23 protein-coding genes and 1 tRNA gene are annotated in these 26565 nt (G+C 68.1%); 4 read left to right on the top strand and 20 right to left on the bottom strand.

Annotated elements, in window-relative coordinates; translation table 11 throughout:
* Positions 1-77: 77 nt before the first annotated feature.
* The gene (locus tag AB0F51_RS01755; RefSeq protein ID WP_360272467.1) at positions 78-818 is read left to right on the top strand and encodes a DUF554 domain-containing protein; all 741 of its coding nucleotides are present in this window, start codon (positions 78-80) and stop codon (positions 816-818) included.
* A gap of 74 nt (positions 819-892) precedes the next feature.
* Here the strand turns inward: AB0F51_RS01755 and AB0F51_RS01750 are convergent, their stop codons facing one another.
* The 6 genes from AB0F51_RS01750 to AB0F51_RS01725 all read right to left on the bottom strand — a co-directional run bounded on the left by AB0F51_RS01750 (position 893) and on the right by AB0F51_RS01725 (position 7217).
* Positions 893-1609 carry an ABC transporter ATP-binding protein gene (locus AB0F51_RS01750; protein WP_360272464.1) on the bottom strand — a complete coding sequence of 239 codons (717 nt, stop codon included), beginning with the start codon at positions 1607-1609 and terminating at the stop codon, positions 893-895.
* Positions 1606-2484, bottom strand: coding sequence for an ABC transporter ATP-binding protein (locus tag AB0F51_RS01745; protein WP_360272461.1), 879 nt, complete (start codon positions 2482-2484; stop codon positions 1606-1608). Before AB0F51_RS01745 ends, AB0F51_RS01750 begins: the two co-directional genes overlap by 4 nt.
* A complete protein-coding gene (locus AB0F51_RS01740; protein WP_360272458.1) occupies positions 2481-4175 on the bottom strand; it encodes a branched-chain amino acid ABC transporter permease in 1695 nt (564 codons plus the stop codon). Before AB0F51_RS01740 ends, AB0F51_RS01745 begins: the two co-directional genes overlap by 4 nt.
* Positions 4172-5113, bottom strand: a complete 942-nt coding sequence (locus AB0F51_RS01735; protein WP_360272456.1) for a branched-chain amino acid ABC transporter permease — start codon at positions 5111-5113, stop codon at positions 4172-4174. The genes AB0F51_RS01740 and AB0F51_RS01735 overlap by 4 nt, the downstream gene beginning before the upstream one ends.
* A gap of 86 nt (positions 5114-5199) precedes the next feature.
* Positions 5200-6435, bottom strand: coding sequence for a branched-chain amino acid ABC transporter substrate-binding protein (locus AB0F51_RS01730; protein ID WP_360272453.1), 1236 nt, complete (start codon positions 6433-6435; stop codon positions 5200-5202).
* Positions 6436-6626: 191 nt separating this feature from the next.
* Positions 6627-7217, bottom strand: coding sequence for a response regulator (locus AB0F51_RS01725; RefSeq protein ID WP_360272450.1), 591 nt, complete (start codon positions 7215-7217; stop codon positions 6627-6629).
* A 234-nt stretch (positions 7218-7451) separates the two neighbouring features.
* Between AB0F51_RS01725 and AB0F51_RS01720 the strand changes: the two genes are divergently transcribed.
* Positions 7452-7527 (top strand) — tRNA-Leu (locus AB0F51_RS01720).
* A gap of 162 nt (positions 7528-7689) precedes the next feature.
* On the top strand, positions 7690-8355 hold the full coding sequence (locus AB0F51_RS01715) for a transcriptional regulator (protein ID WP_360272447.1): 666 nt from the start codon (positions 7690-7692) through the stop codon (positions 8353-8355).
* A gap of 79 nt (positions 8356-8434) precedes the next feature.
* Here AB0F51_RS01715 and pyk read toward each other — a convergent pair whose 3' ends face one another.
* From pyk to gltB, 4 genes are all read right to left on the bottom strand, one after another.
* A complete protein-coding gene (pyk, locus tag AB0F51_RS01710; RefSeq protein ID WP_360272445.1) occupies positions 8435-9877 on the bottom strand; it encodes a pyruvate kinase in 1443 nt (480 codons plus the stop codon).
* Positions 9878-9973: 96 nt separating this feature from the next.
* Complete coding sequence (locus tag AB0F51_RS01705) at positions 9974-11524, bottom strand: metallophosphoesterase family protein (RefSeq protein ID WP_360272442.1); 1551 nt, start codon at positions 11522-11524, stop codon at positions 9974-9976.
* A 105-nt stretch (positions 11525-11629) separates the two neighbouring features.
* Positions 11630-13096, bottom strand: coding sequence for a glutamate synthase subunit beta (locus AB0F51_RS01700; RefSeq protein ID WP_360272439.1), 1467 nt, complete (start codon positions 13094-13096; stop codon positions 11630-11632).
* The gene (gene gltB / locus AB0F51_RS01695; protein WP_360272436.1) at positions 13096-17619 is read right to left on the bottom strand and encodes a glutamate synthase large subunit; all 4524 of its coding nucleotides are present in this window, start codon (positions 17617-17619) and stop codon (positions 13096-13098) included. The genes AB0F51_RS01700 and gltB overlap by 1 nt, the downstream gene beginning before the upstream one ends.
* A 240-nt stretch (positions 17620-17859) precedes the next feature.
* Here gltB and AB0F51_RS01690 point away from each other — a divergent pair, with 240 nt between their 5' ends.
* On the top strand, positions 17860-18717 hold the full coding sequence (locus AB0F51_RS01690) for a phosphotransferase (RefSeq protein ID WP_360272433.1): 858 nt from the start codon (positions 17860-17862) through the stop codon (positions 18715-18717).
* On the opposite strand, the gene AB0F51_RS01685 is transcribed toward AB0F51_RS01690, so the two are convergent.
* The 10 genes from AB0F51_RS01685 to AB0F51_RS01640 all read right to left on the bottom strand — a co-directional run bounded on the left by AB0F51_RS01685 (position 18681) and on the right by AB0F51_RS01640 (position 26527).
* Positions 18681-19493 carry a hypothetical protein gene (locus AB0F51_RS01685; protein ID WP_360272430.1) on the bottom strand — a complete coding sequence of 271 codons (813 nt, stop codon included), beginning with the start codon at positions 19491-19493 and terminating at the stop codon, positions 18681-18683. The genes AB0F51_RS01690 and AB0F51_RS01685 overlap by 37 nt on opposite strands.
* A gap of 10 nt (positions 19494-19503) precedes the next feature.
* Positions 19504-20145, bottom strand: coding sequence for a VIT1/CCC1 transporter family protein (locus AB0F51_RS01680; RefSeq protein ID WP_360272427.1), 642 nt, complete (start codon positions 20143-20145; stop codon positions 19504-19506).
* Between the two features lie 76 nt (positions 20146-20221).
* Positions 20222-21445 carry a prolipoprotein diacylglyceryl transferase gene (gene lgt, locus AB0F51_RS01675; protein ID WP_360272424.1) on the bottom strand — a complete coding sequence of 408 codons (1224 nt, stop codon included), beginning with the start codon at positions 21443-21445 and terminating at the stop codon, positions 20222-20224.
* A gap of 72 nt (positions 21446-21517) precedes the next feature.
* Positions 21518-22222: a thioredoxin domain-containing protein gene (locus AB0F51_RS01670; RefSeq protein WP_360272421.1), complete on the bottom strand. Its 705-nt coding sequence runs from the start codon at positions 22220-22222 to the stop codon at positions 21518-21520.
* The gene (locus AB0F51_RS01665) at positions 22219-22698 is read right to left on the bottom strand and encodes a MauE/DoxX family redox-associated membrane protein (RefSeq protein WP_360272418.1); all 480 of its coding nucleotides are present in this window, start codon (positions 22696-22698) and stop codon (positions 22219-22221) included. The genes AB0F51_RS01670 and AB0F51_RS01665 overlap by 4 nt, the downstream gene beginning before the upstream one ends.
* Positions 22695-23357 carry an SCO family protein gene (locus AB0F51_RS01660; RefSeq protein ID WP_360272415.1) on the bottom strand — a complete coding sequence of 221 codons (663 nt, stop codon included), beginning with the start codon at positions 23355-23357 and terminating at the stop codon, positions 22695-22697. Before AB0F51_RS01660 ends, AB0F51_RS01665 begins: the two co-directional genes overlap by 4 nt.
* 7 nt (positions 23358-23364) lie before the next feature.
* On the bottom strand, positions 23365-24189 hold the full coding sequence (gene trpA, locus AB0F51_RS01655) for a tryptophan synthase subunit alpha (RefSeq protein ID WP_360272412.1): 825 nt from the start codon (positions 24187-24189) through the stop codon (positions 23365-23367).
* Positions 24186-25394 (bottom strand): tryptophan synthase subunit beta, encoded by a 1209-nt coding sequence (gene trpB / locus AB0F51_RS01650; protein WP_360272409.1) that lies wholly within the window; start codon positions 25392-25394, stop codon positions 24186-24188. Before trpB ends, trpA begins: the two co-directional genes overlap by 4 nt.
* Positions 25395-25444: 50 nt before the next feature.
* The gene (trpC, locus tag AB0F51_RS01645; protein ID WP_360272406.1) at positions 25445-26251 is read right to left on the bottom strand and encodes an indole-3-glycerol phosphate synthase TrpC; all 807 of its coding nucleotides are present in this window, start codon (positions 26249-26251) and stop codon (positions 25445-25447) included.
* A 15-nt stretch (positions 26252-26266) separates the two neighbouring features.
* Positions 26267-26527, bottom strand: coding sequence for an HGxxPAAW family protein (locus AB0F51_RS01640; RefSeq protein WP_360272403.1), 261 nt, complete (start codon positions 26525-26527; stop codon positions 26267-26269).
* Positions 26528-26565: the final 38 nt, after the last annotated feature.

Here is a 26565-nt window from a genome sequence, read left to right as displayed (position 1 = left end):
ACGCTCATCCCCCGCGCAACAGTAGGGCTTCGAGGGTCACTTGCAAAGCTGGCGCGAAGCGAATCGGGAGACCAGGTTTGTTCATCGGAATCGGTACTGTCGTCAACGTCGCGACAGTCCTCGTCGGATCAGTGATCGGCGTCCTCATCGGCCATCGGTTGCGGCAACGCACCCGCGATCTGGTCACCGACGCGCTCGGCCTGGTCACGCTGCTGATCGCGATCACGTCCGCACTCACCGTGGGCGATGCGGCGCTCAGCGACGCGGTCGGGGACAGTGCGCCGGTACTGATCGTGCTCGGCGCGATGCTGATCGGCGGCATCACCGGCTCGCTGCTGCGGATCGAGGAACGGCTGGAGGGATTCGGCTCCTGGCTTCAGCACCGGTTCAGCCGCGACGACGGCGAGAGCACTTTCGTTGAAGGGTTCGTCTCGGCCTCGATGGTCTTCTGCGTCGGCCCACTCACCTTCCTGGGCGCGCTTTCCGACGGTCTCGGCCGCGGCGCCGACCAACTGTTCCTCAAGTCGGTACTGGACGGCTTCGCCTCGATCGCGTTCGCCGCGTCGCTGGGCTGGGGCGTAGCGGCCTCAGCGATCGTCGTACTGGTCGTCCAGGGCTTGATGACGGCGGTGGGCGCAGTACTGGGTGATGTCCTTCCAGAGGCGCACGTGACCGCACTGGGCGCCACTGGCGGCCTGTTGCTGATCGGTGTCGCCCTGCGGCTGCTCAAGCTCAAGCAGATCGCCGTCGCCGACCTGCTGCCGGCCCTGATCGTCGCGCCGCTGCTGGTCCAGCTGCTCGTTGCCATCCGCAACTGAATGGTTGCGGACAGCAAGAGGCCCCGGTCTCGTCTCCAAGACCGGGGCCACCGGCAACCAGTACTACGGGGTGCCTAGTCCTCGCCGAGGTACGCCTTGCGCACGTCGTCGTTGTCCAGCAGCTCGCTCCCCGAGCCGGACAGCACGATCTTGCCGACCTCGAGCACGTAGCCGTAGTCGGCGCGCTTGAGCGCCGCCTGGGCGTTCTGCTCCACCAGCAAGATGGTGGTGCCCTGCCGCTGCAGTTCCGTCACGGTCGACATGATCCGCTTCATCATGATCGGCGACAGACCCATCGACGGCTCGTCCAGCATCATCAGCTTGGGCTTGCTCATCATCGCCCGGCCCATCGCGAGCATCTGCTGCTCACCGCCGGAGAACGTCCCGGCCGGCTGCTTGCGCCGCTCCCCCAGGATCGGGAACAGGTCGTAGGCCGCGTTCAGGTCGGTCCGGATCGCCGCGTGGTCGTTGCGCGCGAACGCCCCGAGCAGCAGGTTCTCCTCGACCGACAGCCGGGGGAAGATCCGCCGGCCCTCGGGCGAGTGTGCCAGCCCCATCGTGACGATGTCGTGGGCCGGCACCTTGTCGATCCGCTGGCCCATGAAGGTGATCTCGCCGCTGGTCGGCCGGAGCAGACCGGAGATGGTCCGCAGCGTCGTCGTCTTACCGGCGCCGTTGGTGCCGATCAGCGAGACGACCTGCCCCTGTTCGACCGTGAAGCTGATCTGCTTGACGGCCACGATCTTGCCGTAGGCAACTTCCAGGTCCTTGACCTCGAGCATCGCGGTCATGCCTTGCCCTCCTCCTCGGCGACGGTGGTGTCCTGGACGTGCGCGGAGCTGGCGTCCACGTCCTCCTCGTCGTCCTCACCGGTGCCGATGTAGGCCTCGATCACCCGCGGGTCGGACTGCACCTCACCCGGTGTGCCCTCGATCAGCGCCTCGCCGCGGACCAGGCACAGCACCCGGTCGCACAGGTTGAAGATGAAGCGCATGTCGTGCTCGATCACCACCACCGACAGGCCCGAGTCCCGGATCTTGAAGATCAGGTCGCTGGCCTGCCGGGTCTCCTGCGGGTTCATGCCTGCCGTCGGCTCGTCCAGCAGGATGAGCTTCGGGTCGGTGGCCAGCGCCCGGGCGATCTCGAGCCGCCGCTGGTCGCCGTAGGGCATGTTGCGGGCCAGGTGCTCGGCCGACCGGCCGAGGCCGACGAACTCGAGCAGTTCCTGCGCCCGGGCCCGCGACTCGCGCTCTTCCCGCCGGTACTTCGGCCCGTGCAGGACCGAGGTGAGGGCGCCCGCGCTGGTCCGGCAGTACCGCCCGACCATCACGTTCTCCAGCGCGGTCATGTTCGCGAACAACCGGATGTTCTGGAACGTCCGGGCCATCCCGGCCCGGACGACCGCCCGCGGCTTGGGCGGCAACGGCGTACCGGCGAACCGGACCGAACCGCTGGTCGGCTTGTACAGACCCGTCAGGCAGTTGAAGAACGTCGTCTTCCCGGCCCCGTTCGGGCCGATCAGGCCGACGATCTCGCCCTGGCGAACGGTCAGGTTGACGTCGTTGACCGCCAGCAGACCACCGAACCGCATGGTCACCCCGGAGGCCTCCAGGATCACCCCCGCGTCCGCCGGTACGACGTTGCGTACTTCGTCCGTGACGGTCATTTCGCCTCCCCGACCAGATCGCTCTCGACCGCCACCGCGAGTTCCTCGTCCTCTTCGTGGAACTCCAGCTGCCGCCGCTTGCTCGCGACCAGCCCTTCGGGACGGAACCGCATCATCAGCACCAGCAACAGGCCGAACAGCAGCAGCCGGTACTCCGCGAAGAACCGCAGCTTCTCCGGCAGCAGCTTCAGGATCGTTGCTCCCAGCAACACCCCGGCGATGGTACCCATACCACCCAGGACGATCGCCGCGAGCAGGAACGCCGACTCCAGGAAGATGTACTGGTCCGGGCTGACCGCGCCGTCCTGGTGCGCCTTGATGGTGCCGGCCAGGCCGGCCAGGAAGGCGCCGATCGCGAAGGCCAGCAGCTTCAGGCCGAACACGTTCACGCCCATCGCCTCGGCGGCCTTCTCGTCCTCGCGGATCGCGATCCAGCCGCGACCGATCCGGCTGTTGTTCAGCCGGGAGAAGACCAGGATGACGCCGCCGATCAGGATCAGCAGCAGGAAGTAGTAGTTCGTGAACCGGCCCAGATCGAGACCGAAGAACGCCTCCGGGTCACCGAAGTTGAAGCCGCCGATCTCCAGCTCCGGGATGCCCGGGATGCCGTTCGGGCCGTTGGTCAGGTTCGGCCCGTTGTTGCCGTCCAGGTTGAACATCGCGAACCGGAAGATCTCACCGAAGCCCAGCGTCACGATCGCCAGGTAGTCACCCGAGACCCGCAGGGTCGGTGAACCGATGATCAGGCCGAGCACCGCCGCGACACAGGCACCGAGCAGGACGACCACCAGGAACGGCGGCTTCCAGCCGATGGTGGCGAACGCCGACTGCGACATCGTCGCCGCGACGTACGCGCCCGAACCGAGGAAGGCGATGTACCCGAGGTCCAGCAGGCCGGCCAGGCCGACCACGATGTTCAGGCCCATCGCCGTCGCGGCGAAGACCAGCACCTGGGTGGCGATCGACATGTTCGCGTCCGACCCGTTCTGGGTGAACGGGAACAAGAAGGCGACCACGAAGGCCGACAGGGTCAGGACGTGCCGGTGCCGCTGGGCCACGTGCCCGAACCAGGTCATGATGCCGGTCCGCACCAGCATCGTGACGATGCCGGCGGCGAACACCAGGAACAGCACGAACGACCACGCGTCCTCGCGGCCGAGGGCATAGGCGGCTCCGAAGAGTCCCGCCGCCATCATCACAGCGATGGCGAGCACCTCGGCCCAGCCGGGCGCCTTCGCCTGCGACAGCTCGCGGTGCTCCCGCAGCGGGATCACCCGGCCGGCCAGGAACAGCAGCAGAGCGCCCACGAAGGAGACCCAGCCGCCCGGGTCCACGTTGATCAGTCCCGTCGATTCGGTGCTGATAGCAACAATCACCAGGAGCATGTAGGCCAGCATCCAGACGCCCAGGGCGCGGATGCCCAGGGCGGCGTCCAGCCACGGGCCGAGCCTCGACTCGAGCGGGCCCTTGATCGTGAGCAGCAGGATCAGACCGACCACCGCCGCGATGATCGCCAGGATCTGGAGGCTGCCGGGGAAAAGGATGAGCGACAGGTTGCCCAAGACGTTCTTGTCGTAGCTCCAGGACAGCAGCGAGCCGACCACCAGCAGCGCGACACCGGCCAGGCCGAGCGGCCAGCCCTTGGCAGCGTGCTTGCTGGTGAAACTCTCGGGCAGGTTCGGAATTCTCATGCGCGATCCACCACCCTTGCTCCGAGAAGACCCTGCGGCCGGAACACCAGCACCAGGATCAGGATGACGAAGGCCCAGACGTCCTTCCAGGTACTGCCGCCGAACTGACCGGGGATGTACTGCGTGGCCATCGCCTCGACGACGCCGAGCACCAGGCCACCCAGGACGGCGCCCTGGATGTTGCCGATACCACCCAGCACCGCGGCGGTGAACGCCTTCAGGCCGGCCAGGAAGCCCATCCGGAAGTCGATGTTGTTGTTCTGCAGACCCTGCGAGACACCGGCGATCGCGGCCAGCGCGGCGCCGAGGGCGAACGCGACGACGATGATCCGGTCCACGTTGATGCCCATCAGCCGGGCGGTGTCAGGATCCTGCGAGACCGCCAGCATGCCGCGACCCAGCCGGGTTCGGTTGATGAAGTACCACAGCAGCGCGGCGCAGATCACCAGCGCGGCCACGGTGAAGATCGCCGACCGCTGGATCGTCACACCGGCGATCTCCTTGGCCGGCCCGCTGACCAGGTCCAGCTGCGGGAACGGAATCCGCTGCTTGGCGCTGGGGAAGTCCGGGATCCGTTCGTAGAACAGCCGGACGAACTCCTGCAGGAACACCGAGATGCCGATCGCGGTGATCAGCGGTGCGAGCCGGGGCGCGTTCCGCAGGGGACGGTACGCGACCCGTTCCATCAGCACCGCCGTGCCGACCGAAGCGATGATGGCGCCGATGATCATGATCGGCAGGATCCACACGCCGGTCTGACCGTCGAAGAAGAACAAGTACGTCGTCAGTGCGCCGAACGCACCGATCATGAAGACCTCGCCATGGGCGAAGTTGATGAGCTGCACGATGCCGTAGACGACGGTGTACCCGACCGCGATCAGGGCGTACAGCGATCCGAGTGTCAGCCCGTTCACGAGCTGCTGAAAGAACTGGTCCACGTCGACCTCCCAACTGGCTTAGTTTTCGACATGCCACGGGGGTGGGACGGCGTGGCGTCCCACCCCCGGGTCATGAGGTCGACCTGCTAGGACTTGAATTCCTTGGTCTCCACGGTGGCCCAGTCCTTACCAGCCGCCTTGTAGACCGTCAGCACCTTGGTCGTGCTGTCGCCGTACTGGTCGAACGCGACCTTGCCGGTCACACCGTCGAACGAAACCTTGCTGACGGCATCGACCGTCGCCTGCCGTGCGGACTCGACGTCCTTGGCGTCCTTCAGCGACGTCTTCAGCGCGTTGATGATCGCGTTGGCCGCGTCGTAGGAGTAACCGCCGTAGGCCGCGGAGTCCTCCTTGAAGCCGGCCGCCTTGTAGTCGGCCAGGAACTTCTTGCCCGCCTCGGTCGAGTCGGTCGGGGCGCCCACCGAGGTGGACAGGTCACCGTCGGCGGACTTGCCGGCCAGCACCTGGAACTTCGGGTCCTTGATGCCGTCGCCACCCATCAGCGGGACGTTCAGGCCACCGGCCTTCATCTGCTGCGAGAGCGGACCGGCCTGCGGGTACTCGCCGCCGTAGTACACGGCCTGCGGAGCCGACGGCTTGATCGCCGAGACGACCGACTGGTAGTTCGACTCGTCGGGGTTCAGCGTCTCGGCCGCGACGATCTGGCCACCGAGCTTCTTGAACTCCTCGGTGAAGGTGCCGACCAGGCCCTGGCCGTACGCCTTCTTGTCGTGCACCGTGGCGACCTTGGTGATCTTGGCCGTCTCGTACAGGTACCGGGCCGCGAACGGGCCCTGGACCGCGTCCGTGGTGCAGGTGCGGAAGTACGTCGGGTAAGGCCGCTTCGGGTTCTTCTGCCAGTCGGCACCCATGGTCAGGCCGGGGCCGGTGTTGGCCGGGGAGACCTGGACGATGTTCTTCGGCGCCAGGACCGGCTGGACCTGCTGGCTGACGCTGGTGTTCAGCGTGCCGACGACGCCGATGACGTCCTTGTCGCTGGCCAGGGCCGTGGCGGCGTTCTTGCCCGGGTCCGTCTTGCCCTCGTCGTCCTTGGCGGCGACCTCGAGCTTCCAGCCCGGGATCGCGTTGCTCTCGTTGGCCTGCTTCACGGCCAGCTCGACCGAGTGCTGGATACCCAGACCCAGCGCCGACAGGTCTCCGGACAGAGGTGCGATCACGCCGATCTTGGCGGTCTTCGTCTCGCTGCCAGAACCTCCACCGTCGTCATTGCTGCGTGAACCGCAGGCAGTCAGGGCCAACGACGCAACGATCAGCGACGCGCCGACCCGTACTACGGAACGCTGCTGCACTGTTCCTCCCATGTCTGGATAGTCCGAGCAAACCCCCGGACTCCCGCGAATGCCGCGAGCACCCGCAGGTTAGACCTCGGGGACCATTTCAAGCGACGTCACGCAGCGTGTGTTGTGAGGTCGTTACAGCGGTAAGCAGTGTGAGGACAGGTGACGACTGTTGTGGGCCGGTAAGCGCCGATCCCGGGTGGACACAGAGTGACTCAGCCGTCACTGCCTGCCTCGGCAACGACCAACTCGGCGACCTGGCGCATGGAAACTCTTTTGTCCATGGCGGTTTTCTGGATCCACCGGAACGAGTCCGGCTCGGACAGCCCGAACTTGGTCTGCAGCACCGACTTGGCCCGGTCGACCAGCTTGCGGGTCTCCAGCCGCTCGGCCAGGTCGGCCACCTCACGCTCGAGCTCGGCCAGTTCGACGTACCGGGAGGCGGCGATCTCGATGGCGGGCAGCAGGTCGGCCTTGGAGAAGGGTTTGACCAGGTACGCCATCGCACCGGCGTCCCGGGCCCGCTCGACCAGCTCGCGCTGCGAGAACGCGGTCAGCATCAGCACCGGCGCGATCCGCTCCCCCGCGATCTTCTCGGCCGCGCTCAACCCGTCCAGCTTCGGCATCTTGACGTCGAGAATGACCAGATCAGGCCGCAGCTCGGTCGCCAGCCGGATGGCTTCCTCCCCGTCGCCGGCCTGCCCGACGACGTCGTACCCCTCCTCCGCCAGCATCTCCGCCAGATCCATCCGAATCAAAGCTTCGTCCTCGGCGATCACCACACGCTTAGCATTCACAGAAGCCACCCTAGCGATCCCGCACCCCCTCGGCCGCGAACCACCCGAAAGCGACACCCCCTGGACCAACAGCTTCGGGGCACGCGGCAACTATCCGGCACGAATCGATTTGCCAGGCGGCGAAGAAAACAAGGAAGATGGCTTCACTCGATGCGTGGCGTCCCAGGTCGGCGAAGTGCCACAGCGAGAAGCGTGCCCCTGACGTTTGCGGCCTGTGGGATGGGTTAGGCTCTTGGGCGCAAAGCCCTGGTACTCCAACGGCAGAGAGAATGGTCTCAAACACCATACAGTGTGGGTTCGAATCCCACCCAGGGCACCATCAAGGCCTCGAATCCCAGCGGATTCGAGGCCTTTTGCTTCTACCGGATCTGTCGGCGGCGGCTGCGAAGCTCGGCTTGTGTACGAGGCACGAGTGCGGAAGGCAGCGCGGGATGCGGTGGTGGCTGGGGAGAGCTTGAGCTCGATCAGTCACCGACTCGGGGTGAGCCGGTCTACTCTCCGTGACTGGCGGGACCGCGTGGGTCCGGAGTACGACCCGACCGACTGCCCGCTCTGCACCGACGGAAAGCCGGTCGCCGGGCCTTACGTCCACCTGCTCGGCCTATACCTCGGCGACGGCTGCCTGTCGGAAGGGCTGAAACAGGTCTACGCATTGCGAATCGCCTGCGATACGAAGTACCCGCGTCTGATCGACGAAGCCGCTACTGCGATCGCGGTACTCCACCCAACCCGTCCGGTGCATCGAGTCCAAGCGGCCGGCTACACATCCGTCGTCTCGTACTGGAAGCACTGGCCGTGTCTCTTCCCCCAGCACGGTCCGGGCCCGAAGCACCTGCGCGCGATCAAGTTGGCCGACTGGCAGCAGGAGTTGATCGTCGCTGAGCCCGGTCTCTTCCTCCGAGGCCTGTTCAACTCCGACGGCTGCCGGGTGGCGAACTGGACGACTCGGTCGGTCAGCGGCGAGCTGAAGCGGTACGACTATCCGCGGTACCAGTTCTCGAACCAGTCGGCCGACATCATGACGCTGTGCCAGTGGGCGCTGGACCTGGTCGCCATCCCCTGGCGAATGCCCCGGCGCAACGTCCTGTCAGTCGCCAGACGCGAGGCGGTCGCCGCGCTCGATCCGTACGTCGGGCCGAAGTCCTGAGACGGCGAGGCGGCCGGTCAGGGGACCGGCCGCCTCGGGTACTTCGCTAAGTGCTGTTGGTTGTTGTTCGCTTGGTTGGTCAGACCCGGTACGCCGGGGCGGCGCCGCCGATGGCGTCGCCCATTCGGTGGACTCGGAGGGCGTTGGTGGAGCCGGGGATGCTGGGTGGGGAGCCGGCGACGATGACGACCAGGTCGCCCTTTTGGAGTTTGCCGAGTTCGAGTAGGCGCTGGTCTACCTGGCGGACCATGTCGTCGGTGTGTTCGACGGTCGGGACGATGTGGGTCTCGATGCCCCAGACGACGCTCAGCCAGGAGCTGACCGACGGGACCGGGGTGAAGGCCAGCACCGGGATCTCGGTGCGGTAGCGGGCCAGCCGGAGCGCCGTGTCGCCGCTCTGGGTGAAGGCGACCAGGTACTTCGCTTCCATCCGGTCCGCCACCTCAGCGGCAGCCTTGGCGATCACGCCGCCCTTGGTGCGGGGCTCCCAGTCGATCTCGGCGACCCGGCCGAGGCCGTGCTGCTCGGTCGAGGAGACGATGCGGGCCATCGTCTTGACCGTCTCGATCGGGAACCGGCCGACGCTGGTCTCGCCGGACAGCATCACCGCGTCGGCGCCGTCGAGCACCGCGTTGGCGACGTCGGAGGCCTCGGCCCGGGTCGGGCGCGGGGCGGAGATCATCGACTCCAGCATCTGGGTGGCGACGATCACCGGCTTCGCGTTCAGCCGGGCCTGGTCGATGATCAGCTTCTGGACCAGCGGGACCTCTTCGAGCGGCAGTTCCACGCCGAGGTCACCGCGGGCGACCATGAAGCCGTCGAAGGCCTCGATGATCTCGTCCAGGTTGGCGACCGCCTGCGGCTTCTCGATCTTGGCGATCACCGGGACCCGGTGACCCTCCTCTTCCATGATCTTGTGCACCAGCTGGATGTCGGAGGCGTCCCGGACGAAGGACAGCGCGATCATGTCGGCCGGCAGGTGCAGGGCCCAGCGCAGGTCCTCGATGTCCTTCTCGGACAGCGCCGGCACGCTCACCGCGACGCCGGGCAGGTTGATGCCCTTGTGGTTCGACACCGGCCCACCCACGGTGACCCGGCAGATCACGTCGGTCTCGGTCACCTCCTCGGCGACCAGTCCGATGCGGCCGTCGTCGATCAACAGCGGATCGCCGGGCTTCACGTCGCCGGGCAGCCCGTCGTACGTCGTACCGCAGATGGTCACGTCACCGGGGACCTCCCGGGTGGTGATGGTGAAGCGCTCGCCGTAGGTCAGGGTGACCTTGCCTTCGGCGAACTCGGCCAGCCGGATCTTGGGGCCCTGCAGGTCGACGAGGATGCCGACGTTGTGGCCGGTCTCCTCCGCTGCAGCGCGAATCCGGTGGTAGATGCGCTCATGCTCGGCGTGGGCGCCGTGGCTCAGGTTCAGCCTTGCGACGTCCATACCTGCTTGGACGAGTTCCAGGATGCGCTCAGGGGCGGCCGTAGCCGGGCCGAGCGTACAAACGATCTTTGCGCGACGCACGTCACAAAACCCTACTCCTACAAGACCACTGCGCCGCTGGTCCACCCCTGAAGTTCTTGAAAATTGGACACAGTCTGGACGGTTAACAACGCGTGTTCAGGTGGCCAGCGGCTTGTACGTGCCGACCTTGACCTCGCCCGTCAGCTCCGCCGTCACGGTCTGCAGGCCGATCGGCTGACCCTTCAAGTAGGTGATCAAAGTGACCTCGCCCGGCCGCCTCAGTGTGTACCCGAGGGCGAACGCGTACGCCGCTCCGCCGGTGGTCCCGTTGGTGAAGGTGGTGACGGCCTTGCTGTCCATGATCTTGGTCTCGGGCCCGACCTGACGATGCAGGTGACCGGACAGCAGGAGGGAGGCGCAACCCCGGTTCGCGGTGTCCTGGAAGGAGGCCGGGTCGTGCACGAGGAAGGTCGAGATGCGCTCGTCCTCAGGCTGTTCGCAGGCAACCTCGGCCAATCGCTTGGACTGCTCGGCCGTCGTCTCGTCGCCTGGCGTGTCGGCGCTGCCGAGGCCGGTCCGGGTCGGGTCGCTGTCGCCCAGGAAGCGGATCCCCTCGACCTCGACCGGCTTGCCGTCGAGCACGGTGAACTTGTTCTTCCGCATCGCGTCCTCGATGTGCCCGCCGGCGTCGTGGTTGCCGGCCACCGCGACCACCTTGAGGTCCTTGAAGTGCTGGGCCAGCGAGTTGATGCTGAACACCTCCCACGCCTGCCCCGACGACGAGTCGTCACCGGCGTCGATCAGCACCTTCGCACCGGCCACCTTGGCGACCTCGGCGGCGAACGGGTCCATCCCGATGTTGTCGTGCCGGTCGGACACCATCAGCGCGACGGTTTCGCCCTCCCCCGCCTGCCGGATCCGGCCGCCCACCCGGCTGACCCGGTCGCGGAGCTGGCCGTAGAAGTCGGTGGACCGCTCATAGGTCTCGACCGCGGTACGGATCACCCCGACGCCGCCGGTGGTGGAGAAGCCGGCCGCGACCTCGACGCTCTTCAGCCGTTCGTCGAAGGACAGCTCCGGCAGCAGTTTCGACAGCGGCTGCCAGTCCGTCGGCGGCACTTCGGGCGTCCGCATCCGGCCTGGCCCGAAGATGGACGCGATCGTGATCAGCATCGCCACCAGTACGACGATCGCCCGGTGCTGCACGCGGCGTTCGGAGTGGTGCAGCGCCACCCAGAGTTCGCGCCGGCGGCGTGGGCCGACCATGGCCCAAGTGGTCGCGACGACCACCGCCACCAGCAGCCCGGAGCCGGCCCCGGCCACCGCGTTGTCGACCGCCATCTCCTGGACGACCTGGCGGATCCGGGCGATCTCACCGTCGGGCTGGGAGGCGATCAGGGCATCGCGGTTGAGCAGTTCGGTGAGGTTGCCGGCGTCGGTCTCCTGGATGTCGATGTTGACGCCGAGCCCTGCGGGCATGTCGGTCTGCAACCGGAACCGGGGCAGCACCGCGCCGAGGTCGAGGGTCGCGTGACCGTCGAAGGTGGGTGACACGTTCGCGGCGTGGGCGCCGATGGTGACCCGCTCGGAGTCGTTGGCGAAACCGAGCAGCCCGACCGCGACCGACACGATCAACCAGAGCAGGACCAACCCGGCCCAGGGCGCCGACTTGCGGAACCGGGACCTGGTCACCAGCCGTCCAGACACGGTCCCCAACCTATTGCGCGGGATCAAGCGGCCACAGCACGGCACGCGGTGTGTCTTGTACTGCGGACGCCTGCCGCACGCCGGCGTCCGCAGTACCGCAAGACCTCAGACCGCCAAGGGGCGGGCCGTCGGTGGGATGGGCGTCGGCAGGGTCGAGGAGCCGGTGAGGTGGGCATCGACGCCGGCGGCACAGGAGCGGCCTTCCGCGATCGCCCAGACGATCAGGGACTGTCCCCGGCCCGCGTCACCGCAGGCGAAGACGCCGTCGACCGACGTCTGGTAGGACTTGTCGCGCTTGACGTTGCCGCGCTCGTCCAGTTCCACCCCGAGCTGCTCGAGGAAGCCTTCCTTCTCCGGGCCGAGGAAGCCCATCGCGAGCAGCACGAGCTGCGCGGGAATGGTCCGCTCGCTGCCCGGGACCGGGGTGAACCGGCCGTCGACCAGTTCCACCTCGACCAGGTCCAGACCGGAAACGTTGCCTTCGTCATCGGCCACGAAGTTGTTCGTCGAGACGGCGTAGACCCGCTCGCCGCCCTCCTCGTGCGCCGAGGCGACCCGGTAGATCATCGGGTACGTCGGCCACGGCTGGCCGGCCGGCCGCTCGTCCGACGGGCGCGGCATGATCTCCAGCTGGGTGACGCTGCGGGCACCCTGCCGGTGCGCGGTGCCGAGGCAGTCGGCGCCGGTGTCGCCACCGCCGATGATCACCACGTCCTTGCCGGTGGCAACGATCTGGTTCTCGACCGTCTCCCCCAGCGCGACCCGGTTGGCCTGCGGCAGGTACTCCATCGCCTGGTGGATGCCGCCGAACTCACGGCCCGGCACCGGCAGGTCGCGGGCCGCCGTGGCGCCGGTGGCGATCACGACCGCGTCGTACCGCTGCTTGAGCTGGGTGCCGGTGACGTCCACGCCGACGTTGACGCCGGAGCGGAAGACGGTGCCCTCTTCCTTCATCTGCTGGATCCGGCGCTCGACCTGCACCTTCTCCATCTTGAACTCGGGGATGCCGAACCGCAGCAGTCCGCCCGGCGCCGAGGCGCGCTCGTAGACGGCCACGGTGTGACCCGCCCGGGTCAGCTGCTGGGCGACGGCGAGACCGGCCGGGCCGGAACCGACGACCGCGATCGTCTTGCCGGTCAGCCATTCCGGCGGCTGGGGCCGGACGTCGCCGGCTTCCCACGCCTTGTCGATGATCGCGACCTCGACGTTCTTGATCGTGACCGGCTCCTGGTTGATGCCGAGCACGCAGGCCGGCTCACAGGGCGCCGGGCACAGCCGCCCGGTGAACTCCGGGAAGTTGTTGGTCGCGTGCAGCCGCTCGATCGCGCCGGTCCAGTCGTCGCGCCAGACCAGGTCGTTCCACTCCGGGATCAGGTTGCCCAGCGGGCAGCCGGAGTGGCAGAACGGGATGCCGCAGTCCATGCAGCGGCCGGCCTGCTTGCCGATGATCGGCAGCAGCGCCTTGCCGGGCCCACCGGGGTAGACCTCGTTCCAGTCCTTGGTCCGCTCCTCGACCGGGCGGCGTTCCGCCACCTCGCGCGGAGTGGTCAGGAATCCCTTCGGGTCAGCCATCAGATGGCCTCCATCATCGCTCGCGTGGTGGCGTCCTCGTCCAGCCCGTCGCGTTCGGCAGCCGCCTTGGCTGCCAGCACCCGGGCGTAGTCACGAGGCATCACCGTGGTGAAGCGGGCAGCCGCGGCAGTCCAGTCGCCGAGCAGCTTGGCCGCCCGTTCCGAACCGGTCTCCTCGTGGTGCCTGCGGACCAGGTCCTGCAACAGCTCGGACTCGTCGTCGGTGACTGGGAGCAGGTCGACCAGCTCCGGGTTCACCAACGCGGGGTCCAGATCCAGCACGTGGGCCACGCCGCCCGACATGCCGGCCGCGAAGTTCCGGCCGACCGCGCCGATCACGACGACGCGGCCACCCGTCATGTACTCGCAGGCGTGGTCGCCGACCGACTCGACGACCGCGGTGGCACCGGAGTTCCGGACGCAGAACCGTTGCCCAGCGCCACCATTGATGAACAGCTCGCCCGACGTCGCGCCGTAGGCGATCACGTTGCCGGCGATGATCTGGTCGGCCGCGTCGAACCGCGCGTTGCGGTCCGGGCGGATCACCACGCGACCACCGGACAGGCCCTTGCCGACGTAGTCGTTGGCGTCGCCCTCCAGCCGGAGGGTGACGCCGCGCGGTACGAAGGCGGCGAACGAGTTGCCGGCCGACCCGGTGAAGGTCAGGTCGATCGTGCCGTCGGGCAGCCCGGCGGCGCGGTACTTCTTGGTGATCTCGTGGCCGAGCATCGTGCCGACGGTCCGGTTCACGTTCCGGATCGCCAGCTGCGCCCGGACCGGCTCGCCGTTGTCGATGGCCGGCGCGCAGATCCGGATCAGCTCGTTGTCGAGCGCCTTGTCCAGCCCGTGGTCCTGCAGCACGGTCTGGTGCCGCGAGGCACCTTCCGGCAGCACCGGCACGTGCAGGATCGGCGACAGGTCGAGCCCGTCGGCCTTCCAGTGGTCGACCGCGCGCTGGATGTCCAGTACTTCGGCGTGCCCGATCGCCTCGTCCAGGGTCCGGAACCCCAGCTCGGCCAGGTACTCGCGGACCTCCTCGGCGACGAACTCGAAGAAGTTGACGACGAACTCGGGCTTGCCCGCGAACCGCTCCCGCAGTACCGGGTTCTGGGTGGCGACGCCGACCGGGCAGGTGTCCAGGTGGCAGACACGCATCATGATGCAGCCCGACACGACCAGCGGCGCGGTGGCGAAGCCGTACTCCTCCGCACCGAGCAGGGCCGCGATGACGACGTCCCGCCCGGTCTTGAGCTGACCATCGGTCTGGACGACGATCCGGTCCCGCAAACCGTTCAGCAGCAGGGTTTGCTGGGTCTCGGCCAGGCCGAGCTCCCACGGTCCGCCCGCGTGCTTCAGCGACGTCAGCGGAGCCGCACCGGTGCCACCGTCGTGACCAGAGATCAGTACGACGTCCGCGTGCGCCTTGCTGACACCGGCCGCGATCGTGCCGACCCCGACCTCGGAGACCAGCTTCACGTGGATCCGGGCCGACGGGTTGGCGTTCTTCAGGTCGTGGATCAGCTGGGCGAGGTCCTCGATCGAGTAGATGTCGTGGTGCGGCGGCGGCGAGATGAGGCCGACGCCGGGCGTGGAGTGCCGGGTGCTGGCCACCCACGGGTACACCTTGTGGCCGGGCAGCTGCCCGCCCTCGCCGGGCTTCGCGCCCTGCGCCATCTTGATCTGGATGTCGTCGGAGTTCGTCAGGTACTCCGCGGTGACGCCGAAGCGGCCGGAGGCGACCTGCTTGATCGAGCTCCGCCGGGCCGGGTCGTGCAGCCGGTCGGAGTCCTCGCCGCCCTCACCGGTGTTCGACTTGCCGCCGAGCTGGTTCATCGCGATCGCCAGCGTGGTGTGTGCCTCGGCACTGATCGAGCCGTAGCTCATCGCACCGGTGGAGAACCTCCGCACGATCGCCGACACCGGCTCGACCTCGTCGATCGAGATCGGCTTGCGGTCCGACTTGAAGCCGAACAGACCGCGCAACGTCATCAGCCGCTCGGACTGCTCGTCGACGCGCGACGTGTACTGCTTGAAGATGTCGTACCGGCCGGTGCGGGTGGAGTGCTGCAACCGGAACACGGTCTCGGGGTCGAACAGGTGCGGCTCGCCTTCACGCCGCCACTGGTACTCGCCGCCGATCTCCAGCTTGCGGTGTGCGGTGACGATGCCGTCGGCCGGGTAGGCCCGCAGGTGACGCTGGCGAACCTCTTCGGCGATGACGTCGAGACCGATGCCGCCGAGCTTGGACGCAGTACCGGTGAAGTAGCGGTCGACCAGCTCCGGAGACAGGCCGTTGGCCTCGAAGATCTGCGCACCCGTGTACGAAGCGACGGTGGAGACGCCCATCTTCGACATCACCTTGAGCACGCCCTTGCCCAGCGACTTCACCAGGTTGCGGACGGCCTGCTCGGGCTCGATGCCCGGCAGGTAGGTGCCCTGGCGGCAGAGGTCCTCGACGGACTCCAGCGCGAGGTACGGGTTGACGCCTGCCGCGCCGTACCCCATTAGCAGGGCGACGTGGTGGACCTCGCGGACATCGCCGGCCTCGACAACCAGGCCGACCTGGGTACGGGTCTTCTCCCTCACCAGGTGGTGATGAACCGCGGAGGTCAGCAGCAGCGACGGGATCGGCGCGTTCTCGGCGTTGGAGTGCCGGTCGGACAGCACCAGGATCCGGGCGCCGGCCGCGATCGCGGCGTCGGCCTCGGCGCAGATCTCGTCCAGCCGGGCCTTGAGCGACGCGCCGCCGCCCTCGACCACGTAGTGACCGCGCAGCACGGTGGTCGCCAGGCCGGGCAGGTCGCCGTCCAGGTTGATGTGCCGCAGCTTGGCGAGCTCGTCGTTGGTGAGCACCGGGAACGGCAGCACCACCTGACGGCAGGACGCCGGGGTCGGGTTGAGCAGGTTCGCCTCCGGCCCGAGCGACGAGGACAGCGAGGTGACGAGCTCCTCGCGGATCGCGTCCAGCGGCGGGTTGGTGACCTGGGCGAACAGTTGGGCGAAGTAGTCGAAAAGCAGCCGCGGCCGGTCGCTCAGGACGGCGATCGGGGTGTCGGTGCCCATCGAGCCGATCGGCTCGGCGCCCGCCTTGGCCATCGGGGTGAGCAGGACGCGCAGCTCCTCCTCGGTGTAGCCGAACACCTGCTGGCGCCGGGTGACCGAGGCGTGGCTGTGCACGACGTGCTCGCGCTCGTGCAGGTCCTCGAACCGGATCAGGCCGGCGTGCAGCCATTCGTCGTACGGGTTCTCGGCGGCCAGCGCCGACTTCACCTCGTCGTCGGTGATGATCCGGTGGCCATCAACGTCGACCAGGAAGATCTTGCCCGGCTCGAGCCGGCCCTTCTGGACCACGGTCGCCGGGTCGATGTCCAGTACGCCGGCCTCGGAGGCCAGTACGACGAGTCCGTCCTCGGTGACCCAGTACCGCGAGGGGCGCAGGCCGTTGCGGTCGAGGACCGCGCCGACCTTGGTGCCGTCGGAGAAGACGACCGAGGCCGGCCCGTCCCACGGCTCCATCAGGGTCGAGTGGAACTCGTAGAACGCGCGGCGCTGGGGGTCCATCGTGGTGGCGTTCTCCCACGCCTCCGGGATCATCATCAGCATCGCGTGCGGCAGCGACCGGCCGCCCAGGTGCAGCAGCTCCAGCACTTCGTCGAACGACGCCGAGTCGGACGCGCCCGGCGTACAGATCGGGTAGAGCTGCTCCAGGTCGCCCGGGATCAGGTCACTGGCGAGCAGCGCCTCGCGGGCGCGCATCCAGTTCCGGTTGCCCTGCACGGTGTTGATCTCGCCGTTGTGGGCGATGTACCGGTACGGGTGGGCCAGCGGCCAGGACGGGAACGTGTTGGTGGAGAACCGGCTGTGCACGACGCCGATCGCGGAGGCGAGGTCGGGGTCGGTCAGCTCGGGGAAGAACTTGTCCAGCTGGTCGGTGGTCAGCATCCCCTTGTAGGTGATGGTGCGACCGGACAGCGACGGGAAGTAGGTCTCGGTCTCCTTCTCGGCCCGCTTGCGCAGCCGGAAGGCCATCCGCTCCAGCGCCAGGCCGAGCACCCGGCCGGCCTTGGCCGCCACGAACAACTGGCGGAACGTCGGCATCACCGAACGCGCGGTGGCGCCCAGCAGCTCCGGCGTGGTCGGCAGCTCGCGCCAGCCCAGCACGGTGAGGTTCTCCTCGGCGGCCAGCTCCTCGATCCGGGCGATCGCCTTGGCGGCGTCGTCGGGGTCCTGCGGGAGGAAGCCGATACCGGTGGCGTAGCTGCGCGCGACCGGCAGCTCGAAGTCGCACACCTTGCGGTAGTACGCGTCCGGGACCTGGATCAGGATGCCGGCACCGTCTCCGGAGTCCGGCTCGGCACCCGAGGCGCCACGGTGCTCGAGGTTGCGCAGGGCGGTCAAAGCCTTGGCCACGATGTCGTGGCTCGGTTCACCGGTCAGGGTCGCAACGAAGGCCACGCCACACGCGTCGTGCTCGTGACGTCCGTCGTACAAACCCTCGCTCGGGAATGGGGGGCTACCAAACATTCACGGGCTCCCGTCGTCCTACGGTCAACAACTGGCCGCGGGACAACATTGGCCCAAGCCGGGAGTCCCGAGACTACCTCATGACGCCCGACAGGTGGACACGGATTCCACCGTTCACAGTCCACAACTGCGGCCGTGAGACAGGTCGTCACGCCTTGTAAGCAAGCGCTCACTGCATTGTCTGCCCATGGTGACAGAAACTCGGTCCTGATGGCGCCGCGAGGTGGTAGATGTGGAAAGATGCACTGGGAGCCAGAACCTGGGTGGACCCCGCTGACGGCGGGCACGGGCGTGTCCAACGGCGGCGTCTGGCTGACGTCCGACGGGCTGGTCGTCAAGCGGCTGCTGCGGGGCGTCGAGCGGCCGGACCACTACGCGTACTGGCGACGGCAGGCCGAGGTGGCCAGCAGCGGGGTTGTCGAGGCGACAGTGGGGTTGCGGGCTCCGCAGTGTGTGAAGGTCGACAGCGATGCCGACGGGGTGACGGTGTGGACCGAGGCGGTCACGGCGGTGGCTCTGTCGGTTGTGGAGCTGGCTGCGGCTGTTGGGCGGTTCGGGCGGAACGAGATCGAGCACGCCGACTGGTTCGCTCGGCGGATACTGCGGGATCGGCTGGCTAATGATGAGCAGGGTCCTGGGTGGGCGCCGTTGGCTGTGGATGAGCGCTTGTCTGCCGGGCTGCGGCGGGATTGCGGGACATTGTGGGCGCGGCGGCATGAGTTGCTGGACGAGCTCGATCGGCTGCCACAGCAGGTGATTCATGGGGATGCGCATCCGGTGAACCTGCTCGGGCGTGACGGGGACGAGGTGATTGCGGTCGACTGGGAGCAGTTCGGGGTCGGGCCGCTTGGCTTCGATCTCGCCTATCTGCTGGTTTCGACCGATACGCCGGTCGACGCGCTGGTGTCGGCGTACCAGCTCGGGAGTGGTTCTGCCTGGCCGATTGACGCGGTACGCCGCGGCGCGGTGGTGACCGCCGCGATCACGGCCGTCGCCCGGGCGGCCTGGTCGCTACGCCAACCCGATCCGGGCGACCACATGGACCGCCTCTGCCGACTGGCTCACCTGGTCGACGAGGCTGCTCGCCAGGACGCGTAGAAAGCGGAGTAGCTCCCGAATCTGGTGGTGACGGCTTCCTGGAGTACGGCGTACTGGGCATCGGAACCGCGGAAGGCGGGGCGGTCGAGGGTGCCGTCGGAGAGGAAGACCAGCGCGGTACGGGCCATCACGAAGGCGGTGGTGCGGTCGTCGATCGGGGCGCCGCGGGAGAACTCTTCGGGTGCCATGAATCGGGTGGAGCCGAACATCCGGCCCATCTCGTTGCGGTAGGCACCGAAACCGTAGCTGTCGAGGTCCATGACGGTGAGCGAGCGGGTGCCGAAGTCGTAGAGCAGGGAGCCGTCGTAGAAGTCGCCTTCGACCCAGCCTTGCGCGGTGAGCAGATCGTGCAGGTCGTACAGCTGATCCAGTGCGGTGACGATCTGTTCGACGGGCAGGGCGCGGAACCGCTGGGCGGCACTGTCTTCGCGTGGCTCCCGAGGACGGGCTAGGTGCTCGCCGTCACGCCATTCGTAGACGAGCAGCGGGCCGTCGGGTGATTCGACCAGGCCGTGGTACTCCGGGAGCAGGGGGTGGCTGACCGAGTCGGCGACGCGGGCGGCGTTGCGGAGGAGCTCGACGCGACGCTCGAAACTCGTGGACGGCACGGGGTCGGCTGGGTCGCCGGCGGTTTTGACGAAGTAGCGGCGGCCGGCTTGCTGGACGCCGTACGAGACGTTGCCGGAGTCCTGGGTGTCGGCGCCGAAACGAGCGAAGACCTCGCCGATTCGGTGGACGTAGGTGTCTGGTCGGTCATCGATCGCCGCTGGAAACACTTACGGGAGGCTAGCCGATGCCGGGGCCTACGAGGGTGCCGACGAAGTAGGTGAGGGCTGCGGCTGCTCCGCCGAGGATGAGTTGGCGGAGGCCGGAGTACCACCAGGAGCGGGTGGTGACGCGGCTGACTACCGCGCCGCAGATGAAGAGGGCGGTGAGGGACATGATCAGGGCGGGGAGCACTGAGCCGGCGCCGAGGAGGTACGGGAGGACTGGGATCAGGGCGCCCAGGGCGAAGCAGATGAAGGACGAGGCCGCGGCGGTGACCGGTGAGGGGAGGTCGTTGGGGTCGAGGCCGAGTTCTTCGCGGACGTGCTCTTCGAGGGCCTGGTCCGGGTCGGCGTGGAATTGTCTCGCGACCTTGTCGGCCAGCTCCGGGTCGAAGCCCTTGCCCTGGTAGGTCTCGGAGAGTTCGCGTTCCTCGTCGGTGGGGTGACGCTGGATCTCGCGGCGCTCGACCTCGATCTCGGCCCGGGCGAGCTCGCGCTGTGACGCGACCGAGGTGTACTCCCCCGCCGCCATCGAGAACGCCCCCGCCGCCAAACCGGCCAGCCCCGCAAGCACGATGAACTTCGACCCCGAACTGGTGCCGCCGTCCATCCCGGCGATCAGAGCAAAGTTGGAAACCAACCCATCCATCGCCCCAAACACCGCCGGCCGCAACCACCCACCAGTAACATCCCGGTGAACATGATCCCCGGAATGCTCCTCACTAACAGACCCAGCTTCAGCCACGATCCCCATCATCACCGCTGGCCGGCGCATCACCGGAGCGGCCCCCCGCAGCACCCGAGGCGCTGGGCGACGTGTCACCGGAGCGCTCCCCCGCGTCCTCCGCAGTAGACGCCGCGGAGCCCGCGGCGGCTCCGCCGGCGGCGGGACTGCTGGTGACGCCAGCACCGGACCCGCTGGGCGGCGTGCCCCCCGCGTCCTTCGCAGTAGACGGTTCGGAGCCGGGGGTGGGTTCGGCTTCGGTGGGGTTGCTGGTGACGCCGGCGTCGGAGGTGTTGGGTGGGGTGTCGGTGGAGCGGGTCTCCGCATCCTCCGCATCCTCCGCATCTTCCGAAGTGGACGGTGTTGCGGAGACCTCTGCGGGTTCGGGGGTGGTTTTGGGGGTGATGTCTTCCTGGCCGGTGGTGCGGCGGGTGGCTACTACGAAATAGGCGGTGGCCAGGAGGAAGAGGAGGATTGAGGTCCAGACGTTCAGGCGGAGGCCGGCGAATTCGTTGACTGTGTCGACGCGGAGGTTTTCGATCCACGCGCGACCCGCGCAGTAGCCGGCGACGTACAGGGCGAAGGCTCGGCCGTGGCCCAGTTTGTAGCGGCGGTCGACCAGGATGATCACCGCGATCAGGGCCAGGTTCCAGATCGCTTCGTACAGGAACGTCGGGTGGAACGTGCCGAAGTCCTGGTAGCCGTCCGGACGGTGGCCCGGGTCGATCTCCAGCCCCCACCAGGCGTTCGTCGGCTTGCCGAACAGTTCCTGGTTGAAGTAGTTGCCGAACCGCCCGAGCACCTGGGCCAGCGCGATCCCCGGCGCCATCGCGTCCGCGACGGCCAGGAAGGGCACCTTGTGCCGGCGGCAGGCGATCCAGGCGCCGAGCGCGCCGAAGGCGACCGCACCCCAGATCCCGAGCCCGCCGTTCCAGATCTTCAGCGCGTCGATCGGGTGCTTGCCCTCGCCGAAGTACAGCTCGGCGTCGGTGATCACGTGGTAGATCCGCGCGCCGACCAGGCCGAACGGCACCGCCCACATGATCACGTCGGCGAGCACCTCGGCCGAGCCGCCGCGGGCGACCCAGCGCCGCCGGCCCAGCAGGTAGCCGGCGAAGATGCCGAGCAGGATGCAGATGGCGTAGGCACGCAGCGGCAGCGGGCCGAGGTGCCAGACACCCTGGCTGGGACTGGGGATGAACGCCGGTACGATCACGGCGGGCAGCAGACTAGACATGGCAGTCGGACCCTACTCGGTCCGCCCCGATCGCGACCACAAACCCCCGGTCACGATTGGGAACGGAGCGTGTCAGTTGATGCCGCTGACGGCGGCCTTGATGCCGTCGGCGGTGAGCCGGTCACTGGGCAGCATCTTGTCGTTCACGAACACGGTCGGGGTGCCTTCCACCTTGCGCTCGGTGGAGACCTTGCTGATCGACTCCAGCCAGCCCTGGTAGCTGTTGTCCTTGATCGCGGCCTCGAACTTCGCGTCGTCGATGCCGAGCTTCTGGCCCAGCTCGATCAGCTGCTCGGTGGTCCACGCCTTGGTGAAGTCGGCGTACAGCTGGGTGGCGTAGCTGACCGCCTTGCCGTTGGCGGCCGCCGCGGCGAACGCGTTCGCCAGCCGGGGCGAGGCCTCCGGGTTGACGAACCCGAGCGGCCAGTACGTCACCGTCGCAGTACCGTCCGCGAGCAGCTGGTCCAGCACCGGGCCGGTGTCCTCCTCGAACTCCGCGCAGTGCGGGCAGCGGAAGTCCAGGAACACGTCGATGTTCGTCTTGGCGGTGTCCTTGCCGACCTTGACTCCCTGGCCGGTGGTCCCGGGGCCGGTGATCACCGTCGGCTCGGGCCGTCCGTTCGAGGTGACCTCGACCGAGGAGTTCTTGCGCCAGTAGTCGACGCCGACAGCGCCGATCAGTGCCAGCAGCACCACGCCGACTATCACGATGCCCGGGCCGATCCGGCGCTTCTTGTCCTGCACCAGCGGGTTGGCGGGGGCTTTGGCCTTGCTCACGACGCGATGACTCCTGTCGGGGTGTGTTGATCCGATTCGAGCGAAAACTTGCTGCCCGGCTGCCAGTACAGCCACCCGGCGAGCACCAGCAGACCGAGGTCCCGCAGGATCTCCTGCAGGTACTTCGTCTGGCCGGGCGCGACCTGACCGCCGCCGCCGAAGCAGCCGCAGTCGATCGCCAGGCCACGAGCCCAGGCGGAGGCCACCGCGGCGATGAACATCACCATCAGTACGCCGGCGGCTACCGCGGCCGGCCGGACGGCGTACCCGACGATCAGCAGCAGGCCGATCGCGATCTCCAGGAACGGCAGCAACATCCCCACGATGCCGTCGAAGCCCTGCGGCAGCAGCTCATAGGCCCGAACCGCCTGCGTGGCAGCCTCCGGGTCGGAAACCTTCAGCCCACCGGCAACCACCAGCACGACCCCGAGAACGAGACGCGCAACCAGCGACACCCAGGGAAACCACGGTTTCACCGGTTGTCCTCCACCAGCTTGCCGAAGTCGTGGGCCAGGTCGCCGATCGCCGCGTTGGACAGCCAGAGCACGCCGGCCTTGTCGTTCTTGCCGAACCCGAGGACCTGCGCGCCGTGGCCGACCTCGTACCCACCCGACGGCAGCTTCTTCATCCCCTCGACCGGTACGCCGACCGCTTTCGCGATCTCCTTGATCGAGTCCAGCGACCCGGTCAACCCGACGAACGAGGGGTCGAACCGGTCCAGGTACTTGCGGATCACCGGTCCGGTGTCCCGCGACGGGTCGGTGGTGATGAACAGCAACTGCACCTGCGAGCGCACCGACTCGTCCAGCTTGGTCAGCGCGGAGGCGACGTCGGCCATCACGGTCGGGCAGACGTCCGGGCAGTTGGTGTACCCGAAGAACACCAACGTGACCGGCTTCTTGGTCGAGGTGACCAGGTTGAACTCGTTGCCCGAGGTGTCGGTCAGCGACTTGGCCGGCAACGAGTACGGCCGGTCCAGCGTCGCGCCCCGCAAACCGCTCGGGTCGCCCGCCGGAGTACGGATGATCGCCCCGCCGGGGTTGTCCGCTGACTGTTTCGGCTCGCCACTGCAGCCCACGAGGGCAAGCAGAGCCACCGCGGCGAGGAGAACAGCCGCGTTCCTGGTTCGACTCACGAGTGCTTCAACGGTCAACGGGCTTGCGGGGTTCCCGCCGGACTCCTTCGGCAAGACTTTCGGTCAGTTCCCGTACGCCGGTCGCGCCGCCCGCGTCGAGCGCCTTCACGAAGGCCGACCCGACGATCACGGCATCCGCGTACGCCGCGACCCCGGCCGCCTGGTCCGCGTTGGAGACACCCAGCCCGACGCCGACCGGCAACCCCGTCGTCGCCTTCGTCCGCACCACGAGCGGCTCGGCCAGGTCGGAGGCCTGGTCGCGGGCACCCGTGACGCCCATCACGGCGGTTGCGTAGACGAAGCCCCGGCAGTTCGACGTGGTCAGCGCGATCCGGGCGTCCGTCGAGGACGGCGAGACCAGGAACACCTTGTCCAGTTCGAACTTGTCGGCCGCCGCGATCCACTCGGCGCCCTCGTCGGGGATCAGGTCGGGTGTGATCAGCCCCGCTCCCCCGACGCCGGCGAAGTCGGCCGCGAACCGGTCCACGCCGTACCGCTCGATCGGGTTCCAGTACGTCATCACCAGCACCGGTACGTCGGAGTACGCGGCGATCTTCTCGACCGTGGCCAGCACATCGCGGGTCCGCAGCCCGGCGGCGAGGGCGATGTCGGCGGCGCGCTGGATCGTCACGCCGTCCATCACCGGATCGCTGTACGGCAGGCCGATCTCGAGCACGTCGACGCCACCGTCGACCAGCGCCTTGATCGCGTCGATGCCGCCGTCGATGCTCGGGTACCCGGCCGGGAGGTAGCCGACCAGGGCCGCGCGCCCTGCCTCGTTGGCCTTCCGGATCGGGCTGCCACCGTTGCCTAGGGCAACTACGTCGTTCATGCCTTGCCGTTCCCGTCGATCAGGCCGAACCATTCACCGGCGGTGTCCATGTCCTTGTCGCCACGCCCCGACAGGCAGACCAGGATGGTCGCGTCCGGGCCCAGCTCCTTGGCGATCTCCAGCGTGCCGGCGATCGCGTGCGCCGACTCGATCGCCGGGATGATGCCCTCGGTCCTGGCCAGCAGCCGGAACGACTCCATCGCGTCCGCGTCCGTCACCGGCCGGTACGACGCCCGCCCGGTCGCCGCCAGCCACGAGTGCTCCGGACCGACGCCCGGATAGTCGAGTCCGGCCGAGATCGAGTGCGACTCGATCGTCTGCCCGTCCTCGTCCTGCAACAGATAGGACCGCGCACCGTGCAGTACGCCGATCTGTCCCGCGGTGATCGTGGCCGCGTGCCGACCGGTCTCGTACCCGTCGCCACCGGCCTCGATGCCGAACAGCTTCACCTCGGTGTCGGGCACGAACGCGGCGAACAGGCCGATCGCGTTCGAACCGCCGCCGACGCAGGCAACCGCCGCGTCGGGGAGCCGGCCGAGCAGCTCCAGCGACTGCGCCCGGGCCTCGTCGCCGATGCCCCGGACGAAATCGCGGACCATGGCGGGGAACGGGTGGCCGCCGGCCGCCGTACCGAGCAGGTAGTGGGTGTTGTCGACGCTGGCGACCCAGTCGCGCAGCGCCTCGTTGATCGCGTCCTTCAGCGTCCGGCTACCGGTCTTGACCGGGATCACCTCGGCGCCGAGCAGCTTCATCCGCGCCACGTTCAGCGCCTGCCGCTCGGTGTCCACCTCGCCCATGTAGACCACGCACTCGAGGTCGAGGTACGCGCAGGCGGTCGCCGTGGCGACGCCGTGCTGGCCCGCACCGGTCTCGGCGATCACGCGGGTCTTGCCCATCCGCTTGGTGAGCAGCGCCTGGCCGAGCACGTTGCGGATCTTGTGCGCGCCGGTGTGGTTCAGGTCCTCGCGCTTGAGCAGGATCCGGGCCCCGGCGACCTCGGACAGCCGGGTCGCGTCGTACAGCAGGCTCGGCGTCCCGGCGTACTCGCGCAGCATCCGCTCGAACTCACCGGTGAACTCCGGGTCGGCCATCGCGTCCTGCCAGGCGGCCGTCAGCTCGTCGAGCGGCGCGATCAGCGCCTCCGGCATGAACCTGCCGCCGAAGCGGCCGAAGTGCCCGAGCTGGTCGGGCAACACAGCAGTCATGGGAATCGCCTTCCAGAAAACCCCTGCTCACGCAGGGGTTCTCACGACACTTAGTGACGCTGCTGGATGGCGGGGTGCGATCCCGCAGCGACGAGATCGGCGACCGAGGCCCGCGGATCGCGGCCGGTCACCAGGGTTTCACCGACGAGGACGACATCGGCCCCGGCGCGCGCGAACTCGATTACATCATGCGGACCCCGGACCCCGGACTCCGCCACCCGGATCAGGTTGGTCGGGATCACCGGCGCGACCCGGGCAAAGGTCGAGCGGTCCACCTCGAGGGTCTTCAGGTTCCGGTTGTTGACGCCGATCAGCTGGGCCCCCGCGTCCACCGCACGCAGGGTCTCCTCCTCGTCGTGCACCTCGACCAGCGGGGTCAGCCCGATCGACGAGGCCCGCTCGATCAGCGAGACCAGCGCCTCCTGCTCGAGCGCCGCGACGATCAGCAGGATCATGTCGGCACCGGCGGCCCGGGCTTCCCAGAGCTGGTACGAGGACACGATGAAGTCCTTGCGCAGCACCGGGACGTCGACCCGGCCGCGGACGGCGCGCAGGTCCTCCAGGCTGCCGCCGAAGCGGCGACCCTCGGTCAGCACGCTGATCGCGGCGGCACCGCCCTCGGCGTACTCCGAGGCGAGCGCGGCCGGATCGGCGATGTCGGCCAGCGCGCCCTTGGACGGGCTGGACCGCTTCACCTCGGCGATGATCGCGATCCCCTCGCCGCGGAACACCGGCATCGGGTCCTTGGCGTCAGGCTTGCGCTGCGCCTCCAGCTTCAGATCGTCCAGGCTGACCAGCGCCTGGCGCTCCGCGAGGTCCTCCCGGACCCCGGCGAGGATGTCGTCAAGCACAGTCATGATTCGGTCCGTCCGTCAGTGGTGGTCGCTGGACTTGGCACCGAAGCCGAGCAGCTGCATCACCTTGCCGACCAGGCCGCCGGCGACGGCGATCCCGACCGAGATCCAGAACAACAGCCAGTTCGGGCCCATCACCATCGCGATGGCTCCGAGGGTGAAGCCCACCAGCACGATCACGACGGCCGTCCAGGCCGCCGGAGTGCTGCCGTGCAGGCCGCCCGCGTGAGCTTCGTCGCTCTCGTACGTCACTGCTTGATCCGTGGTCGTATTGTCCATCGTTGGGCCACTCCTCGTCGTCGTCCCGTCCTATTGTG

Source organism: Kribbella sp. NPDC023855 (assembly GCF_040639475.1).
Taxonomy (GTDB): domain Bacteria; phylum Actinomycetota; class Actinomycetes; order Propionibacteriales; family Kribbellaceae; genus Kribbella.
Note: the sequence above shows the minus strand (reverse complement) of the source record. Positions and strands in the feature narration are given on the sequence as shown.

What these genes read in the sequence shown, in the direction of transcription:
- AB0F51_RS01700 (WP_360272439.1), bottom strand. Translation starts at nt 13,096, where the DNA reads ATGGCTGACCCGAAGGGATTCCTGACCACTCCGCGCGAGGTGGCGGAA.
- AB0F51_RS01690 (WP_360272433.1), top strand. Translation starts at nt 17,860, where the DNA reads ATGCACTGGGAGCCAGAACCTGGGTGGACCCCGCTGACGGCGGGCACG.
- AB0F51_RS01640 (WP_360272403.1), bottom strand. Translation starts at nt 26,527, where the DNA reads ATGGACAATACGACCACGGATCAAGCAGTGACGTACGAGAGCGACGAA.
- AB0F51_RS01730 (WP_360272453.1), bottom strand. Translation starts at nt 6,435, where the DNA reads ATGGGAGGAACAGTGCAGCAGCGTTCCGTAGTACGGGTCGGCGCGTCG.
- trpB (WP_360272409.1), bottom strand. Translation starts at nt 25,394, where the DNA reads ATGACTGCTGTGTTGCCCGACCAGCTCGGGCACTTCGGCCGCTTCGGC.
- gltB (WP_360272436.1), bottom strand. Translation starts at nt 17,619, where the DNA reads ATGTTTGGTAGCCCCCCATTCCCGAGCGAGGGTTTGTACGACGGACGT.
- trpA (WP_360272412.1), bottom strand. Translation starts at nt 24,189, where the DNA reads ATGAACGACGTAGTTGCCCTAGGCAACGGTGGCAGCCCGATCCGGAAG.
- AB0F51_RS01740 (WP_360272458.1), bottom strand. Translation starts at nt 4,175, where the DNA reads ATGAGAATTCCGAACCTGCCCGAGAGTTTCACCAGCAAGCACGCTGCC.
- lgt (WP_360272424.1), bottom strand. Translation starts at nt 21,445, where the DNA reads ATGTCTAGTCTGCTGCCCGCCGTGATCGTACCGGCGTTCATCCCCAGT.
- AB0F51_RS01745 (WP_360272461.1), bottom strand. Translation starts at nt 2,484, where the DNA reads ATGACCGTCACGGACGAAGTACGCAACGTCGTACCGGCGGACGCGGGG.
- trpC (WP_360272406.1), bottom strand. Translation starts at nt 26,251, where the DNA reads ATGACTGTGCTTGACGACATCCTCGCCGGGGTCCGGGAGGACCTCGCG.
- AB0F51_RS01750 (WP_360272464.1), bottom strand. Translation starts at nt 1,609, where the DNA reads ATGACCGCGATGCTCGAGGTCAAGGACCTGGAAGTTGCCTACGGCAAG.